We start from the raw sequence: 17028 nt of genomic DNA on the forward strand, positions 1-17028 counted from the left end.
CCACCATGTTGTTGACACCCAGGAAGAGCGGTTCCGGCGCCGGTGCCTCCGCGCCCGCATCCCCCTTCATCCACAGCCTGCGCCGCGGCCTGGCCAACGCACTGCCCACGCTGGACCGGCGCACCTTCCTGCGCCGCTCTGGCATCGGTGTCGGCGTCGGTCTCGCGGCCAGCCAGTTGACGCTGATGCGCAAGGCGATCGCCGCCGACGGCGCGCAGCCGGCCATCGGCGCCGGCAAGGTCGAAGTCCGGCGCACCGTGTGCACGCATTGCTCCGTCGGTTGCGCCTCCGATGCCGTGGTCGAGAACGGCGTCTGGGTGCGCCAGGAGCCGGTGTTCGATTCGCCGCTCAACCTCGGCGCGCATTGCGCCAAGGGCGCCGCGCTGCGCGAGCACGGCCATGGCGAGTACCGGCTGCGCTACCCGATGAAGCTGGTCAACGGCAAGTACGAACGCATCACCTGGGACCAGGCCCTCGACGAAGTCACCGCCAGGCTCAAGGAACTGCGCCAGGCCAGCGGCCCTGATTCCGTCTACTGGATCGGCTCGTCCAAGCACAGCAACGAGCAGTCCTACCTGCTGCGCAAGTTCGTGAGCTTCTTCGGGAGCAACAATTGCGACCATCAGGCCCGCATCTGCCACTCGACCACGGTGGCCGGCGTCGCGAACACATGGGGCTACGGCGCCATGACCAATTCGTACAACGACATGCGCAATGCCAAGGTGGCGCTGTACATCGGCTCCAACGCGGCCGAGGCGCATCCGGTGAGCATGCTGCACATGCTGCATGCCAAGGAAAACGGCTGCAAGATGATCGTGGTCGACCCGCGCTTCACGCGCACCGCGGCCAAGGCCGACGAGTTCGTGCGCATCCGCTCGGGCTCCGACATTCCCTTCCTCTTCGGCATCCTGTTCCACATCTTCAAGAACGGCTGGGAAGACAAGAAGTACATCAACGACCGCGTCTTCGGCATGGACAAGGTGCGCGAGGACGTGCTGGCCAAGTGGACACCCGACAAGGTCGAGGAAGCCTGCGGCGTCAGCGAAGCGCAGGTGCTCAAGTGCGCGACGTGGCTGAATGAAAACCGACCCGGCACCATCGTGTGGTGCATGGGCCAGACGCAGCACACCATCGGCAATGCGATGGTGCGCGCATCGTGCATCCTGCAACTGGCCTTGGGCAACGTGGGCAAGAGCGGCGGCGGCACCAACATCTTCCGCGGCCACGACAACGTGCAGGGCGCGACCGACGTCGGCCCCAACCCCGACTCGCTGCCCGGCTACTACGGCATCGTCGAAGGCTCGTGGAAGCACTTCGCCAATGCGTGGGGCGTGGACTTCGAGTGGATCAAGAAGCAGTTCGCCTCGCCCGCGATGATGAGCAAGCCCGGCATCACGGTCTCGCGATGGATTGACGGGGTGCTGGAGAAGAACGAACTCATCGACCAGGACTCGAACCTGCGCGGCGTCGTCTACTGGGGCCACGCGCCCAACTCGCAGACCCGCGGGCTGGAGATGAAGAAGGCGATGGACAAGCTCGACCTGCTGGTCGTGATCGATCCCTATCCATCGGCGACGGCGGCGATGGCGGCCATGCCCGGCACGGACGTCAACCCCAAGCGCGCGGTGTACCTGCTGCCGGCCTGCACGCAGTTCGAAACCAGCGGCTCCGTCACCGCCTCGAACCGTTCGCTGCAATGGCGCGAGAAGGTCATCGAGCCGCTGTGGGAAAGCCGCAGCGACCACATGCTGATGTACCAGCTGGCGCAAAAGCTCGGCTTCGGCGCGGAGCTGGTCAAGAACTACAAGATGCAGAAGGTCAAGGGCCTGGACGAGCCCGTGCCTGACGACATCCTGCGCGAGATCAACAAGTGCTGCTGGACCATCGGCTACACCGGCCAGAGCCCCGAGCGCCTGCAGGCCCACATGCGCAACATGGGCGCCTTCGACGTTCGCACGCTCAAGGCCAAAGGCCCGCTGAAAGACAAGGTCAACGGATACGACATCAGTGGCGACTACTTCGGCCTGCCGTGGCCCTGCTACGGCACGCCGGAGCTGAAGCACCCGGGCTCGCCCAACCTCTACGACACCAGCAAGCACGTGATGGATGGCGGCGGCAACTTCCGCGCGAACTTCGGCGTGGAACGTGCGGGCGTCAACCTGCTGGCCGAGGACGGCTCGCACTCCGTGGGGGCAGACATCACGACTGGCTATCCTGAACTCGACCACCTGCTGCTCAAGAAGCTCGGCTGGTGGGACGAACTCAGCGAGGCCGAGAAGAAGGCCGCGGAAGGCAAGAACTGGAAGACCGACCCAACGGGCGCCATGATCCGCGTGTTCATGAAGGGCCATGGCTGCCACCCCTTTGGCAATGCCAAGGCGCGAGCGGTGGTGTGGAACTTCCCGGATGCGATTCCGCAGCACCGCGAACCGCTCTACGGCATCCGGCCCGACCTCGTGGCCAAGTACCCGGCGCATGACGACAAGGCCGCGTTCTGGCGCCTGCCCACGCTGTACAAGTCGGTGCAGCAGAAGAACATCGCGGACAAGCTGCACGAGAAGTTCCCGCTGATCATGACTTCAGGGCGCTTGGTCGAATACGAAGGCGGTGGCGAGGAAACGCGCTCCAATCCGTGGCTGGCCGAGTTGCAGCAGGAGATGTTCGTCGAGATCAATCCGAAGGTCGCGGCGGAAAAAGGCATCCGCAACGGCGAGCGCGCATGGGTGCACACGCCGACCGGCGCCAAGCTCAACGTGCAGGCGCTCGTGACGGAACGTGTGGGGCCAGACACGGTGTTCCTGCCCTTCCACTTCTCGGGGCGCTGGCAAGGGGCCGACATGCTGGCGTACTACCCGACGGGTGCGGCGCCGGTGGTGCGTGGCGAAGCGGTCAACACGGCCACGACCTACGGCTACGACAGCGTCACCATGATGCAAGAGACCAAGACCACCGTCTGCAACATAGAAAAAGCGTAAGGAAACACGACATGGCAAGAATGAAATTTGTCTGCGACTCCGAGCGCTGCATCGAGTGCAACGGTTGCGTCACCGCGTGCAAGAACGAGAACGAGGTGCCATGGGGCGTGAACCGCCGCCGCGTGGTCACGCTCAACGATGGCGTGCCGGGCGAGAAGTCGATCTCGGTGGCCTGCATGCATTGCTCCGACGCACCCTGCATGGCGGTGTGCCCGGTGCAATGCTTCTACCGCACCGACGAAGGCGTGGTGCTGCACGACAAGGACGTGTGCATCGGCTGCGGCTACTGCTCCTACGCCTGCCCCTTCGGCGCGCCGCAGTTCCCGTCGCAAGGCACTTTCGGGATGCGCGGCAAGATGGACAAGTGCACCTTCTGCGCCGGCGGCCCGGAGGCCAACGGCTCGCAGGCGGAGTTCGAGAAGTACGGACGCAACCGCCTGGCGGAAGGCAAGCTCCCGGCCTGCGCCGAGATGTGCTCGACCAAGGCCCTGATCGCCGGCGATGGCGACGTGGTGGCCGACATCTTCCGCACCCGCGTCGTGCAGCGTGGCAAGGGGGCTGAAGTGTGGGGCTGGGGCACCGCCTACGGCTCGAAGGTGGCGGGGGAAGCGCCGACAAACGGGGTGAAGAAATGAGCGCCGTGAGGTTGCTCATGTTCGTGTTGGCGGCCACCGCGGTGGCCGCCTGCTCCGAGAAGCCGCAGACCAATGCCGAGGGCGTGAAGCACGACGCCGTGCCCTGGTCGGGCACCGGCACGGCGGCCAACACCGGCACTGCGTTCTCCGCGCCGGGCTGGAAGGTCGGTGACAAGACGGCATGGGAGCAGGAGCTCAAGAGCCGCGCGCAATACGGACAGAACGAATACACCAGGAACTGAGAAGGCCGCCCATGCGCAAGGTGCTCAATGCCTTTCTCCTGTCGCTGACGCTGCTCGGCGTTGGCACCGCCGTGGCTCAGACCAGCGCCCAGCCGGCTGCCGCGCCGGCCGGCGTGCAGAGCCAGAACATCTTCGAGGTCAAGCCCGAAGCCAGCGCAGCACCCGGCTATCTCAGCCAGAGCAATGGTGAACGCAACAAGGTCCAGCCCGGCAACAACGCCCCGATGTGGCGGCAGGTGAGCGGGGGCGTCACCGGCTACAGCAGCCTGCCCGCGAGCGAGGCGCCCGAGGCCGGCAACTTGATCCAGCGCTTCGTGCAGTACCCCGGCTCGCGCTTCACCAATGCCGGCGAGGCCTGGCGCCAGGTGCGCAATGAATTGCTCATTCCCTATGGCGCGGCGCTGCTCTTCGTCACGCTGCTGGCGGCGCTCATCTTCCATTTCGCGCATGGCCCGATCACGCTGCACAGCCCCGAGACGGGCCGCAAGATCGAACGCTTCACGCCCTTCGAGCGCGCCACGCACTGGTCGAACGCGATCGCCTTCGTCACGCTGGCCTTGAGCGGCATCGTGATGGCCTTCGGCAAGTTCTTCCTGCTGCCGTGGATGGGCGGCGCGCTGTTCGGCTGGCTCACCTACGGGCTGAAGAACATCCACAACTTCATGGGGCCGCTGTTCGTCCTGACCACGGTGTTCATGATCGTGACCTTCATCCGCAGCAACTGGCCGAGCGCGGAGGACTGGCGCTGGTTCAAGAAGGGCGGCGGCCTGTTCGGCGGCACGGAGCCGCCCTCGCACCGCTTCAATGCCGGCGAGAAGGTGGTGTTCTGGGGCGGCGTGCTGTTCCTCGGCAGCATCGTCATCGGCTCGGGCCTGTACCTGGACAAGCTGGTGCCCGGCGTGGTCTACCTGCGTGGCAACATGCAGGTCGCCCACATGATCCATGCGGCCGCCGCGCTCCTGATGATGGCCTTGATCATGGGCCACATCTACCTGGGGACACTGGGCATGAAGGGCGCGTTCAAGGCGATGCGCCATGGCGAGGTCGACGAGACCTGGGCACGCGAACATCACAAGCTCTGGTACGACGACATCGTCGCCGGCAAGATCCCGGCGCAACGCTCCGGCGCCCAGCCGGCAGCGCGCCCACCCGGTGTGGAAGGACTCAGCACATGAAGCATTCGGTTCCGATCCTCTGCGTCTCGCTGGCGCTGCTGACCTCCTCGGCTGCGGCCCGGTTGCCGACGCCGGCCGCGACGCCCGAAGCGCAGGCCAAGGCGGCCGAGGCCGCGGCCCGCACCGCATGGGTCGGCAAGACGGACAACTACATGCTCTGCGTGGCGCAGGACAAGGTCGCCGCCAAGTACCGGGCCAGCGCCACGTCCGCCGGCAAGACGGTGCCTGCCGCGACGGCCACGCCGCCGTGTACTGATCCCGGCCCCTTCGTGTATGCGGCGGCCGAGCCGGCGAAGCCGCTGGAAGCAGCGGGCGCGCATTCGCCACCGGCCACCGCCGCCTCGCCGCCGAGCACCACCACGCCGGCCGCGGCGACAAATCCGACGCCCAAGCCGTAGCAGCACGTTGAACGTGCCGCCGCCCTCCACGACCCGACGCGAGTTGCTGCTCGCCGCCGCAGCCGCGGCGCTGGCGCCCGGTTGCCGCTCCATGCGCGTCGACTTACCGCCAGTGCAAACGGTGGCGGGCGCCATCCCGTCGGACTGGCAAACCGCCACGCCGCAAAGCCAGGGCATCGACGCCGCCGCCCTGGCCGATGTGCTGGACGCCGGCGCACGCCTGCCCGCCATGCGCAGCCTGCTGGTGGTGCGCAACGGCATGCTGGTCGGCGAACGCTACTACGGCGGTGCCACGGTCGACGCGTTGCTCCGGATCAACTCGGTCACCAAGAGCGTCTGCTCGATGCTGGTGGGGCAGGCCTTGCAGAAGGGCCAATTGCCCGGGCTGTCGGCAACGGTGGGTAGCTTGTTGCCGGAGGCGGCTGCCAGGGTGCCCGGCTCGGCAGTCACCGGGGTGACCTTGCAGCAGATTCTCAGCGGGCGCACCGGCCTGGACTATGACTGGAGCGCGGAAGACGGTTCATTTACCAGTGCTGCCGACCCGGTGCGATTCGCCTTGAACTTGAGTGCGAACAAGATCGCACCTGCTGCCTGGAGCTACAACAACGCGGCCGTCGGCCTGCTGTCCCCGATCCTCCAGCGCGCGCATGGGCTCGACATGGCTGCTGTAGCCTCGCGCGACCTGTTTGCGCCGCTCGGCATCGAGCGCTTCGCGTGGTGGCGCGATCGTGCCGGCCATCCGACGTCCTGGGGTGGTCTCGTGTTGCGCACGCGCGACCTCATGAAGCTCACGTGGACGATGGCCGATGGCGGCAAGTGGCGCGGCGCGCAGGTGCTGCCGGCGGCTTGGGTGGCCGAGAGCATCCGGCCTCGCGGCGCGGCAGCGTGGCGCGTGAGTCCGGTCACTGACATCGGCTATGGCTACCTGTGGTTCACCGGCTTGCTGCACGGCCGGCGCGTGGCATGGGGCTGGGGCTACGGTGCGCAGTTCGCGCTGCTGGTACCGGAGTTGCAGCTGGCCATCGCCACGGCTGCGCTGGCGCCGCGCAGTGTCGACGCGCTGCCGGCGCAGAACAACGCGGTGATGGCGCTGGTCGCGCAGGTGGTCCGGGCCACGGGTTCGGGTTCAACGGGCTGACGCAAGACTCCGTAGAGCGGCGGCTTGGCCGTCCGGCGTATGCCGACCGATTGATGACGCAGATGAATACAAAAGTCATAGTCGGCTTCATGTCGCCACCGCGCACACGAAAGCCTGCACATGCGCCGCTCACCCTGTCCCCTCCCGCTCCTTGCGCTTGCACTCGCCTGGTTGTTTGGCGCAACACCCGCCATCGCGGCGGATGAACCGGCCCGCCTCGCGAAACTAAGCGATTCGGAACTGGATGCGGGCATGAAAAGCGGCGTGCAACGCGTGCTGCAACAGGTGCCGATCCGCATGGAAGACCAGGCCACCCTGATCGGCGCCGAATACGAATCACGCTCGCGCGTCGCCACGTACCACTACATCCGGCCGGCCGGCGCAGATGCTTCCGCGTTGCGCAGCCGTATCACCGCCAAGAACTGCGGCACGCCCAACGTGCGCGCGCTACTGGCGCGCGGCGTCACCTTCAGGCACCTCTACATGGTGGGAGAGCAGCAAGTCGATTTCTCGGTCACCCAGCGGGATTGCCCCAAGCTGAGTTGACCTGAGGCGCTGCTCATCGCTTTTGGGCTATCGTGCCCGGCATGTCCCTGCCCCATGCCACAACGCTTCCCGATACCGCAACGTCTCACGGGCTCCCTGCACAGTCCTTGCCTCGCCTGACCGCTGCCCACGCGCCGCTCACGCGGGAAGTGGCCGTCATCGACGAGCACGGCGAGCACGGCACCGTCTCCATCCCCGCCGAGCGGGATCTCACCGTCTACGTCGACCGGCGCGAACTCGTCACGCTGATGACGCTCGGCGCGCATCCAGAGTTGCTGGTGCTGGGCTACCTGCTCAACCAGCGGCTGATCGAGTCGGCGTCGGATGTCGAATCGATCACGGTGGATTGGGAGGTGAACGCCGCGGCCGTCCGCACGCACGCCGGCATCGACCGCATCGAGGAGCGCACCGCGAAGAAGGTCGTGACCACGGGCTGCGGACAGGGCAGCGTGTTCGGCGACCTCATGGCTGGCATCGACGCATTGAAGCTGCCCGACACACGATTCACGCAGGCGCAACTCTATGCGCTGGTCAACGCCATTCGGCTCCAGGAGAGCACCTACAAGTCGGCCGGCTCGGTGCATGGCTGCGCCTTGTTCACGCTGGAGGCGGACGAGGGCGTGACGATGCAATGCTTCGTCGAGGACGTGGGCCGGCACAACGCCATCGACACCATCGCCGGCTGGATCGCGATGCAGCCGACCCCCTCGCTCGCGCAGGGCCGGGTGTTCTACACGACGGGAAGGCTCACCAGCGAGATGGTCATCAAGTCGGCGCAGATGGGCGTGCCCATCGTGGTCTCGCGCAGCGGCATCACGCAGATGGGGCATGCGGTGGCGCAGCGCGTCGGGCTCTGCGCGATCGGGCGGGCGACCAATCGGCGTTTTCTTTGCTATGCGGGGGAAGGGCGGCTGGAGCTGCAGCCGGAGCTGGCCGGGCCGTCGCGCGAATAGTCCCTGCGAAAGCCCGGGTTTCATCAGCCCGTCACGAGTCGGCTATCGTCCGGGCCATGAATGCATCCCTACGCCTCGGTTGGCGCACGCTATGGCGCGATTTGCGCGCCGGCGAGTTGCGCCTGCTCATCGTTGCCGTGCTGCTGGCCGTTGCGGCGCTCACGGCGGTCGGCTTTTTTGCGGACCGGTTGAAGGGCGGGTTGCAGCGCGACGCACGCCAGTTGCTGGGTGGCGATGCCGTGCTGGTCAGCGACAACCCCACGCCGAAGGTGTTCATCGACCACGCCCGCGCGCTCGGCCTGCAGTCCACCATCAACTACGGCTTCCCGACCATGGCCCGCGCCGACGATGCGCAGGGCGGCGCCACCAAGCTCGTCGCGCTCAAGGCCGTGACCACCGGCTATCCGCTGCGCGGCAGCCTGCAGACCGCCACGGCGCCCGACGCACCCGGCGCCAACACGCGCGACGTGCCGGCCCCGGGCGAGGCCTGGGTCGACCCGTCGCTGCTCGAATCGCTGGGCCTGAAGATCGGCGACCGCATGCTGCTCGGCGATACGGACCTGAAGATCGCCCGCATCATCACGCTGGAGCCCGACCGTGGCGCCGGCTTCATGAGCTTCGCGCCGCGCGTGATGCTCAACCAGGCCGACGTGTCGCGCACCGGCCTCGTGCAACCGGCCAGCCGCGTGAGCTATCGCTTCGCGGTGGCGGGTGAGGCGCGTGCCGTCAAGCAGTTCAGCGACGAGGTCGACGCCGGCATCAAGAAGGGCGAGCTGCGCGGCATGCGGCTGGAGTCCTTCGAGAGCGGGCGCCCGGAGATGCGGCAGACGCTGGACCGGGCCGAGAAATTCCTCAACCTCGTGGCGCTGCTCGCGGCCTTGCTCAGTGCCGTCGCGGTTGCACTCGCCGCACGCGGCTTCGCGGCCAGCCACCTGGACGACTGCGCCATGCTGCGCGTGCTGGGCCAGAGCCAGCGCACCATCGCCGGCGCCTATGCCTTCGAGTTCGCCATCGTCGGGCTGGTGGCCAGTTCGCTGGGCGTGGCGGCGGGCTTCGCCATTCACTACGTCTTCGTCGTGCTGCTGGCCGGGTTGGTCGAGACGGCCTTGCCTGCCGCGACCTTGTGGCCGGTGGGCTTCGGGCTCGGCATGGGGCTGACTTTGCTGTTCGCCTTCGGCCTGCCGCCGGTGCTGCAACTGGCCCGGGTGCCGCCGCTGCGCGTGATCCGGCGCGATGTGGGCGGGCTCAAGCCGGCGTCGATCACGGTGCTGGGCGTGGGCGTGCTCGGCTTCGCGGCCCTGCTCATCGCGGCCAGCAGCGACATCAAGCTGGGGCTGATCGCGGTGGGCGGCTTCGCGGGCGCGGTGGCGGTGTTCGCGCTGCTGAGCTGGCTGGCCGTGAAGGTGCTTCGGCGCAGCGTCAATGAGAGCACCGCGCCGCGCTGGCTGGTGCTGGCCACGCGGCAGATCTCGGCGCGGCCGGTGTATGCGGTGGTGCAGGTCAGCGCGCTGGCGGTGGGGCTGCTGGCGCTGGTGCTGCTGGTGCTTCTGCGCACCGACCTGGTCGCAAGCTGGCGCCGTGCCACGCCGCCCGATGCGCCGAATCGATTCGTCATCAACGTGATGCCGGACCAGAGCGACGCCTTCCAGAAATCGCTGCGCGATGCCGGCATCCAGAAGTTCGACTGGTACCCGATGATCCGCGGCCGCTTGGTGGCCATCAACGACAAGCCCGTCTCGCCCGACGACTACACGGAAGACCGTGCCAAGCGCCTGGTCGACCGCGAATTCAACCTCAGCAACAGCGCCGAGTCACCACCGCACAACAGCATCGTCGCCGGCAAGTGGACGCCCGAGGCGCAAGGCGAAGTCAGCGTGGAGGAGGGCCTGTCCGAGACGCTGGGTCTCAAGCTCGGCGACAAGCTGCGCTTCGACATCGGCGGCATCCCGAGCGAGGCGCGCATCACCTCGCTGCGCAAGGTGGACTGGGGCTCGCTGCATGCGAACTTCTTCGTGATGTACACGGTGTCGACGCTGGCCGACGTGCCCATCACCTACATGGGCGCCTTCCGCGCGCCGGAGACCAAGGGCTTCGACAACGCGCTGGTGCGGGCGTACCCGAACGTCACCAATGTCGACATGAGCGCGACCATCGTGCAGGTGCAGCGCGTACTCGACCAGGTGATCCGCGCGGTCGAGTTCCTGTTCGGCTTTACGCTCGCGGCCGGGCTGGTGGTGCTGTTCGCCGCGGTCACCGCCACGCGCGAGGAGCGGGCGCGCGAGTTCGCGGTGATGCGTGCGGTCGGCGCACGCGGGACCTTGCTGCGGCAGGTGCAGCGCGCGGAACTGGCGGGCGTGGGATTGCTGGCCGGCTTCCTGGCCAGCATCGTGGCCTCGGCGGTCGGTTGGGCGCTGGCGCGCTACGTGTTCGAGTTCACCTGGACCGCGTCGCCGCTGGTGCCGCTCTTCGGCTCGTTGGCGGGCGCGGTGCTGGCGCTGGCGGCGGGTTGGTGGGGACTGCGGGAGGTGTTGCGGCGGCCGGTGGTGGATACGCTGCGAAGGGCGGCGGAATAGGCTTGGTCTCAGGTGACGCGCGGACCCAGCGCGTCGTCAAGCGCAGCGTTGATATCCGCGATCAGGTCCGACGGGTCTTCCAGGCCAATCGACAGGCGCATGTGCCCGTAGGTCCGGAATGCCTCCGGATAGCACTCCGAACCGCGACGTGCATCCTTGCCGACATGCACGATCAGGGTCGCATCGTGGCCCAGCGACACGGCCGAGGTGATGAGACGCAGGCTCGCCACGAAGCGGTTCTGTAGTTCCGGCCCACCGTCGACGGCGAAGGCCATCACCGCGCCGTAGCCCGAGCCCTGGAACTGGCGTGATGCCAATTCATGCTGCGGGTGCGACGCGAGTCCCGGGAACGCCACGAAAGCCACGCGAGGGTCTTGCTCCAGGAACTCGGCCACCGTCTGCGCCGTGGAAAGATGCCTCGCCAGGCGCAGCGGCAGCGTGATGGCGCCGCGCATGATGAGCCACGCGTTGAAGGGTGAGATCGAGCCGCCAACGTCGACGAGCGCGTCGTTCTTCAAATCGCGGACCAGATCCGCGCGACCTATCACGGCGCCACCCATCGCATCGCCATGCCCGTTGATGTATTTCGTCAACGCGTGCACGACGAAGTCCGCACCATGTTCGAGGCCGCGAAACATCGGCGGCGGCGTGAAGGTCGCGTCGATCGACAGCATGGCGCCGCCCGCGTGCGCGATGGCGGCCAGCGCGCCGACGTCGGCCACCTTCGTGGTCGGATTGGCGATCGTCTCCGCATGCACGAGCCGCGTGTTGGGGCGCATCGCGGCCTGCACCGCGGCGAGGTCGCCGATGTCCACGAAGCTCGCCTCGATGCCGTACTTCTGCGGCAGCAGCTCGCGGAACAGACGGGCGACCGCTTCGTAAGTGACATCGCTGACCACCACATGGTCGCCACTCTTCAGGAAGGTGAAGAAGATCGCATGCAGCGCGGCCACGCCGGTGCTGAACACGGCACATGCCTCACCGCGTTCGAGTGCCGCCAGCTTGCGCTCCAGGCACATCTGGTTGTGACCCGAGTTGCGCGTGTAGAACAGCGTTTGCGAGTCCGACCAGTCGAGCGCCGAAGGGTCGTCGGGCAACTGGTAGGAGTTGGCCATGACGATCGGCGTCTGGATCGCGCCCGTGGTGGCATCGGGGCTGTTGCCAGCGTGAACGGCCTGGCTGTCGAAAGAGAGGGTTTCGGGGCGCCTCTTGTCAGGCCGTTGTGCAGGGGTGTTGTTCATGAATTGCCTTGGCCTCAGAGCACTTCATCCCGCAACTGTGGAAAGACCTTCGACACCTTGTCCAGCAGATAGTCGCCATAACGCCCATTGAATGCATGCACGTTCGCCCGGTCCCAGCGCTCCGCGCTGTCGTCGTGCGCATCCGCACCCGCGAGCCCTTCGATGCGCTGTACCCGCGCTTCGAAGTTCGGATCGAAGAACAGCGGGAACGACAGGCGATCGTGCCCAGAGGTATTGCGCTTCACGCGGTGCGGCGTGGACTTGTAGAGGCCACCGGTCATGCGGTCGAGCATGTCGCCGATGTTGCAGACGAAGGAGCCCTTGATCGGCGGCGCATCGATCCAGCCGGCGGGTGTGTGCACGGCGAGGCCGCCGATGTGGTCCTGGTGCAGGATCGTCAGCAGGCCGTAGTCGGTGTGCTCGCCCACGCCCCATTGCACGTCCATGCCTTGCGGCACGGCTTGCGACGGGTAGTTGAAGAGGCGGAACAGGATCAGCGGGTCGGCGGTGTAGCGCTCGGCGAAGTAGGTGGCCGGCAGGCAGAGGCTCAACGCGATTCCTTCCATCAGCCGATGGCCCAGCGCCGTGACCGCGGCCATGTACTCGAGGATCGCCTCGCGGAAGCCCGGCACTTCGGGGAACAGGTTGGGCCCATGTACCGGCGTCTTCGCCTGCACGAGCGGGTGGGAGGCGGGCAACTCGGTGCCGAGGTAGAGGCCTTCCTTCCAGTCGGGCCGTCCGGAGGTCAGCTCGCCGCCGAGCGGGAAGAAGCCGCGCCAGGCGCGCCCGCCGAGCGCCATGCGCCATTGCATCTTGGTCTCTTCGGGCAACTCGAAGAACTGGTGGCTCAGGTCTTCCAGCCGCCGCACCAGCGCCGCATCGACGCCATGACCCGTGACATAGAAGAAGCCATGCGCGCGACAGGCTTGGCCGATCTGCGTGGCGACGGCTTCGCGTTCAGCTGTGCCGGTCACGAGCGGCGCAACGTCGATCACGGGCAGCGAGAGAAGGTCGGGAGAGGTGGTCATGGTTGTGGACAGCGGGTCATGCATCGCGCGCAAACGGCGAGCGGATGTCGGAGAGGAATTGTTGCGCTCGCGGATGCTGCGGGCGGTTGAAGAAATCGTCGGGCGTGGCGCGTTCGAGCACGCGGCCTTCGTCCATGAAGAGCACGCGGTCGGCCACTTCGCGGGCGAAGCCCATCTCGTGCGTCACGCAGACCATGGTCATGCCGTCGCGCGTGAGGTCGCGCATCACCAGCAGCACCTCGCCGACCATCTCCGGGTCCAGCGCGCTGGTGGGCTCGTCGAACAGCATCAGCGGCGGCTGCATGGCCAGCGCGCGTGCAATGGCCACGCGCTGCTGCTGGCCGCCTGACAGTTCACTCGGCCAGGCGTTGGCTTTGTTCGCGAGGCCCACGCGCTTCAGCAAGCCCATGGCGCGTTCCTCGGCCTCGCTGCGGCCGAGGCCGCGCAACTGCATCGGCGCCATCGTGCAGTTCTGCAGCACCGTGAGGTGCGGGAACAGGTTGAACTGCTGGAACACGAAGCCGATGCGCGAGCGGAAGGCATTCACGTCCAGCCCGCGCGCATGGATGTCCTGGCCGTCGAGCGTGATGCGGCCCGACTGGATCGGCTCCAGCCGGTTGAGCGTGCGAATCAGCGTCGACTTGCCCGAGCCCGAAGGCCCGCACACGACCACCACCTCGCCCTTGCGGATGGTCTCGGTCACGTCGGCCAGGGCGTGGTAGCTGCCATACCACTTGTTGACTTTTTCAAGCTCGATCATGTGGGCACCTTGCGGGTGACGTTGGGTATGCCGCGGCGCGCGAGCCGGCGTTCCAGCCAGTAGGCAACGCGCGACAAGCCGAAGCAAAGGATGAAATACGTGCCGCCCAGGATCAGGTAGATCTGCGCCGGCTTGGTGAACACCTGCGTGTTGATCTGCGTCGCGATGAAGGACACCTCGGCCAGGCCGATGATGTAGCCCAGGGAGGTCTCCTTGATGGTCGAGACGAACTGGTTCACCAGCGAGGGCAGCATGCTGCGCAGCGCCTGCGGCAGCACCACGAGCCGCATCGCGCGGCCATAGCTCAGGCCGAGCGCGCGGGCCGTTTCCATCTGCCCGCGCGGCAGGCCCTGGATGCCGGCGCGCACGATCTCGGCCAGGTAGGCCGCATCGAACACCACCAGCGCGATCAGCATGGTGGTGAACTGGTCGGTCTTCACGCCGGTGACGCTGGGCAGGAAGAAGTAGGCCCAGAAGATCACCATCAGGAGCGGCAGCCCGCGCACCACGAACACGAGACCCGTCACCGGCCAGCGCAGCCAGCGCCACGGGCTCACGCGCGCCAGCCCGAACACGATGCCCAGCGGCAGCGCCAGCAACAGCCCGCAGGAGGCCAGCAGCAGCGTGAGAACCAACCCGCCGAGCGGGCCGTTCGGGTACTGCCCGATGAGGAAGTAGACCCAGTAGTCGCGGATGACGTCCAGCATCAGCGATCGCCCCGATGTGTTGCGGCGTTCATATCGTCCTCACCGGAAAGCGATGGTGGTACCAGGTCGCGAGCCCTGTGATGGCCAGCGACACCGTGAGGTAGGCCGCGCTCGCGAAGGCAAAGGACTCGGCGCTGCGAAAGCTCGCGCTCTCGACCTGGCCGGCCTGGTACATCAGCTCGGCCACGCCGATCACGGTGGCGATCGACGTGTTCTTCCACAGGCTCAGCGTCTGCGAGATCAGCGGCGGCACAGTCACGCGCAGCGCCTGCGGCAGCACCACGCGGCGCATGGTCGCGAGGTAGCTGAAGCCCAGCGCGCGCCCGGCTTCGAACTGCACCGGTGGAATCGCGCGGATGCCGCTGCGCATGTCTTCGGCCATGAAGGCCGCCGTGTACAGCGCCAGCGCGATCACCGCGCTGTAGGCCTCGATATGGCCCGCGTAGAGCCGTTGCTTGATGCCCTCCGGCAGCAACTCGGGCGCGCCGAAGTACCAGAACAGCATGTGCGCAAGCAGCGGGATGTTGCGGATCGATTCGACGTACGCAAAGCCGAGCCACCGCAGCGGTGCAATCGGCGACAGCCGCAACAGCGCCACCAGCAGCGCAATGGGCAGCGCCAGCGCCAGCGCGACAGCGAGCAGCTGCAGCGACAGCAGCAGGCCCGCCACCAGCATGTCGTGGTACTTGCCTGTCAGTAGAAGGGAGTAATCGAACAAGGGCATCGGGCGTTCGGCGGCGTGTCGAAGGGCGCCGGCCAAGACATGATGTTACGCAGGCGCGACGGATGGCATCGATCGTAGGCGCAGGCCCACAGGCGACGGCGACGAGCGCGTGCAGGCAGCGGGATGCGGTGGCGCGAAGTTGGGGTCTCGATATTGAAGGAGACACCATGACCAGATTTACAGCAACATTGTGCGCAATCTGCTTCGGACTTGCGTCCGCTTCCGCGATGGCACAAGCCGTCGCCCCACCTGCCGGCGGCAGTTCGGGAAAGGGCAGCGCCGCAGCACCCCCGACCCCCACGGCGAGCACTTCCCAGGACACGAAGCCCTTGTCTGATCATCCGGCCGTCACCAAGGATGGGACTGGCAAGAATTCCGCGAACGCCACACCGGAGCCCACGGCAAAGGACTCGATGGCGACGGACAACAACCCGAAGCATCCGGCGGCGAAGGAAGGCACCAAGGCGTCGACTTCCAAGTAGGAGTCGGGCCGCCCGACAGCGCCATGCCGGGCACATGTTGATAGCTCGAGGCCTACTCGATCTTGTCGGTATTGAACTTGAAGTCCCGTGACTGGAAGCCCGACGCGGTGTCCGGCCCGTACCACTTGACAAAGATCCTCTGCGCCTCGCCCGACTTCTCGAGATCGCGCAGCGTCTCGTCCACTACCGCCTTGAGCCCGGCCTCGCCCTTCTTGATGCCGATGGCAAGCGACTCGGTGCTCAGGTTCTGCTTGAGCACCACGTACTGGGCCTTTGCCGGACCCAGCTTGGCATAGCTGCGCAGCAGCGCCGCCTCGTCGTCCACATAGCCCACGCCCTTGCCCTGCTGCAGCGCCTGGAAGGCCTGCTGGCTGGTGTCGAAGGTCACCACTTCCACGTTCGGCACGGCCTTGCGGATGTTCGGCTCCTGCGTGCCGCCACGAATGGTCAGCACCTTCTTGCCGGCGAGTTGCGGCACCTCGGTGATGCCGCTGTCCTTCTTCACGATGGCCTTCTGGCCGGTCACGAAGGTGGTGAGCGAGAAGTCGATCTGCGCCTCGCGTTCCTTGTTGTGCGTGAGGCCGGCGGCCACCAGGTCCACATGGCCTTGCTGCAGTTCCGGAATGCGCGCGGCGACGGCGATCTGCTTGAGCACCGGCTTCACGCCGATCTTCTTCGCGATGGCATCGACCAGGTCGACCTCGTAGCCGACGATCTGGCGCGTCTTCGGATCGACGAAGGTGGCAGGCTCGTCGGTGCCGAGCACGCCGACGACGAGTTCGCCCTTCTTCTTGATGTCGGCCAGTTGGTCGGCATGGGCGACGGTGCCCAGCATGAAGGTGGAAGCGGCCAGGGCCGCGGCAATGAAGGTAAGGCGCATGTTGTTCTCTCCACTCGGGAAAATGAATACGGGGCGGAACCTTATCAACAAAACGCCGCGCCATGAAATCGCCTGTTCGCATATCCATATGCGCGGCATCGTCGCCGCCGACCCGGCCCCGGCGTGCCGAGGGATACTCCCTCCCCATGCAGACTGAAGAAAAAGCCCCGTTCGCGACGCCCTTCGAATGGATCGGCGGCGAAGAGAAGGTCCATGCGCTGGTCGACCGCTTCTACGACCTGATGGACCTCGAACCCGCCTACGCACGACTTCGCGCCGTGCATGGCACCTCGCTCGACAACGCACGCCAACGCCTGTACTGGTTCCTGTGCGGCTGGCTCGGCGGCCCGCAGCACTACACCGATCGTTTCGGTCATCCGATGCTGCGTGCGCGTCACCTGCCGCAGAGCATCGGCGGCCACAGCATCGGCATCAGGGAGCGTGACGAATGGCTGGCCTGCATGGACCAGGCGATGGGCGAGACCGGCGTGCCCGACGCACTGCGTGAACGCCTTCGCACATCCTTCTTCCAGACTGCGGACTGGATGCGCAACCGCGCCGGATAGTCCGC

General features: G+C 66.7%; 17 protein-coding genes. 11 read left to right on the plus strand and 6 right to left on the minus strand.

The features are described from left to right. Positions 1-5 precede the first annotated feature (5 nt). From WKW79_RS16490 to WKW79_RS16530, 9 genes are all read left to right on the plus strand, one after another. The gene (locus tag WKW79_RS16490; protein ID WP_340336251.1) at positions 6-2975 is read left to right on the plus strand and encodes a formate dehydrogenase subunit alpha; all 2970 of its coding nucleotides are present in this window, start codon (positions 6-8) and stop codon (positions 2973-2975) included. 11 nt (positions 2976-2986) lie between these two features. Continuing rightward, the gene (gene fdh3B / locus WKW79_RS16495) at positions 2987-3610 is read left to right on the plus strand and encodes a formate dehydrogenase FDH3 subunit beta (protein WP_340336252.1); all 624 of its coding nucleotides are present in this window, start codon (positions 2987-2989) and stop codon (positions 3608-3610) included. A gap of 5 nt (positions 3611-3615) precedes the next feature. Then, the gene (locus WKW79_RS16500) at positions 3616-3852 is read left to right on the plus strand and encodes a hypothetical protein (protein ID WP_422823900.1); all 237 of its coding nucleotides are present in this window, start codon (positions 3616-3618) and stop codon (positions 3850-3852) included. An 11-nt stretch (positions 3853-3863) separates the two neighbouring features. Next, positions 3864-5027 (plus strand): formate dehydrogenase subunit gamma, encoded by a 1164-nt coding sequence (locus tag WKW79_RS16505; RefSeq protein WP_340336254.1) that lies wholly within the window; start codon positions 3864-3866, stop codon positions 5025-5027. Further along, positions 5024-5425: a hypothetical protein gene (locus WKW79_RS16510; protein ID WP_340336255.1), complete on the plus strand. Its 402-nt coding sequence runs from the start codon at positions 5024-5026 to the stop codon at positions 5423-5425. Before WKW79_RS16505 ends, WKW79_RS16510 begins: the two co-directional genes overlap by 4 nt. Before the next feature lie 13 nt (positions 5426-5438). Beyond that, the gene (locus tag WKW79_RS16515; protein ID WP_340336256.1) at positions 5439-6563 is read left to right on the plus strand and encodes a serine hydrolase domain-containing protein; all 1125 of its coding nucleotides are present in this window, start codon (positions 5439-5441) and stop codon (positions 6561-6563) included. Between the two features lie 252 nt (positions 6564-6815). Continuing rightward, entirely contained in the window at positions 6816-7109 is a 294-nt protein-coding gene (locus WKW79_RS16520; RefSeq protein WP_340336257.1) for a hypothetical protein, read from the plus strand. 41 nt (positions 7110-7150) lie between these two features. Next, entirely contained in the window at positions 7151-8062 is a 912-nt protein-coding gene (locus WKW79_RS16525; RefSeq protein ID WP_422823901.1) for a formate dehydrogenase accessory sulfurtransferase FdhD, read from the plus strand. Between the two features lie 56 nt (positions 8063-8118). Further along, positions 8119-10635: an ABC transporter permease gene (locus WKW79_RS16530; protein WP_340336259.1), complete on the plus strand. Its 2517-nt coding sequence runs from the start codon at positions 8119-8121 to the stop codon at positions 10633-10635. An 8-nt stretch (positions 10636-10643) separates the two neighbouring features. On the opposite strand, the gene WKW79_RS16535 is transcribed toward WKW79_RS16530, so the two are convergent. Genes WKW79_RS16535 through WKW79_RS16555 form a run of 5 tightly spaced genes read right to left on the minus strand, consistent with a single transcriptional unit; the run spans position 10644 to position 15095 of the window. Further along, on the minus strand, positions 10644-11876 hold the full coding sequence (locus WKW79_RS16535; RefSeq protein ID WP_340336260.1) for a trans-sulfuration enzyme family protein: 1233 nt from the start codon (positions 11874-11876) through the stop codon (positions 10644-10646). A gap of 14 nt (positions 11877-11890) precedes the next feature. Then, positions 11891-12904, minus strand: a complete 1014-nt coding sequence (locus WKW79_RS16540) for an isopenicillin N synthase family dioxygenase (protein WP_340336261.1) — start codon at positions 12902-12904, stop codon at positions 11891-11893. Positions 12905-12920: 16 nt separating this feature from the next. Continuing rightward, complete coding sequence (locus tag WKW79_RS16545; RefSeq protein WP_340336262.1) at positions 12921-13664, minus strand: amino acid ABC transporter ATP-binding protein; 744 nt, start codon at positions 13662-13664, stop codon at positions 12921-12923. Then, the gene (locus WKW79_RS16550) at positions 13661-14371 is read right to left on the minus strand and encodes an amino acid ABC transporter permease (protein WP_340336263.1); all 711 of its coding nucleotides are present in this window, start codon (positions 14369-14371) and stop codon (positions 13661-13663) included. Before WKW79_RS16550 ends, WKW79_RS16545 begins: the two co-directional genes overlap by 4 nt. Positions 14372-14399: 28 nt before the next feature. Then, positions 14400-15095: an amino acid ABC transporter permease gene (locus WKW79_RS16555; protein ID WP_340336264.1), complete on the minus strand. Its 696-nt coding sequence runs from the start codon at positions 15093-15095 to the stop codon at positions 14400-14402. Between the two features lie 329 nt (positions 15096-15424). Between WKW79_RS16555 and WKW79_RS16560 the strand changes: the two genes are divergently transcribed. After that, on the plus strand, positions 15425-15577 hold the full coding sequence (locus tag WKW79_RS16560; RefSeq protein ID WP_340336265.1) for a hypothetical protein: 153 nt from the start codon (positions 15425-15427) through the stop codon (positions 15575-15577). A gap of 52 nt (positions 15578-15629) precedes the next feature. Here WKW79_RS16560 and WKW79_RS16565 read toward each other — a convergent pair whose 3' ends face one another. Then, positions 15630-16457: an ABC transporter substrate-binding protein gene (locus WKW79_RS16565; protein ID WP_340336266.1), complete on the minus strand. Its 828-nt coding sequence runs from the start codon at positions 16455-16457 to the stop codon at positions 15630-15632. Between the two features lie 146 nt (positions 16458-16603). Between WKW79_RS16565 and WKW79_RS16570 the strand changes: the two genes are divergently transcribed. Further along, positions 16604-17023: a group II truncated hemoglobin gene (locus WKW79_RS16570; RefSeq protein WP_340336267.1), complete on the plus strand. Its 420-nt coding sequence runs from the start codon at positions 16604-16606 to the stop codon at positions 17021-17023. The last annotated feature ends 5 nt before the right edge of the window (positions 17024-17028 follow it).

Origin of the sequence: Variovorax robiniae (assembly GCF_037889955.1) — a bacterium.
GTDB lineage: Bacteria > Pseudomonadota > Gammaproteobacteria > Burkholderiales > Burkholderiaceae_C > Variovorax > Variovorax robiniae.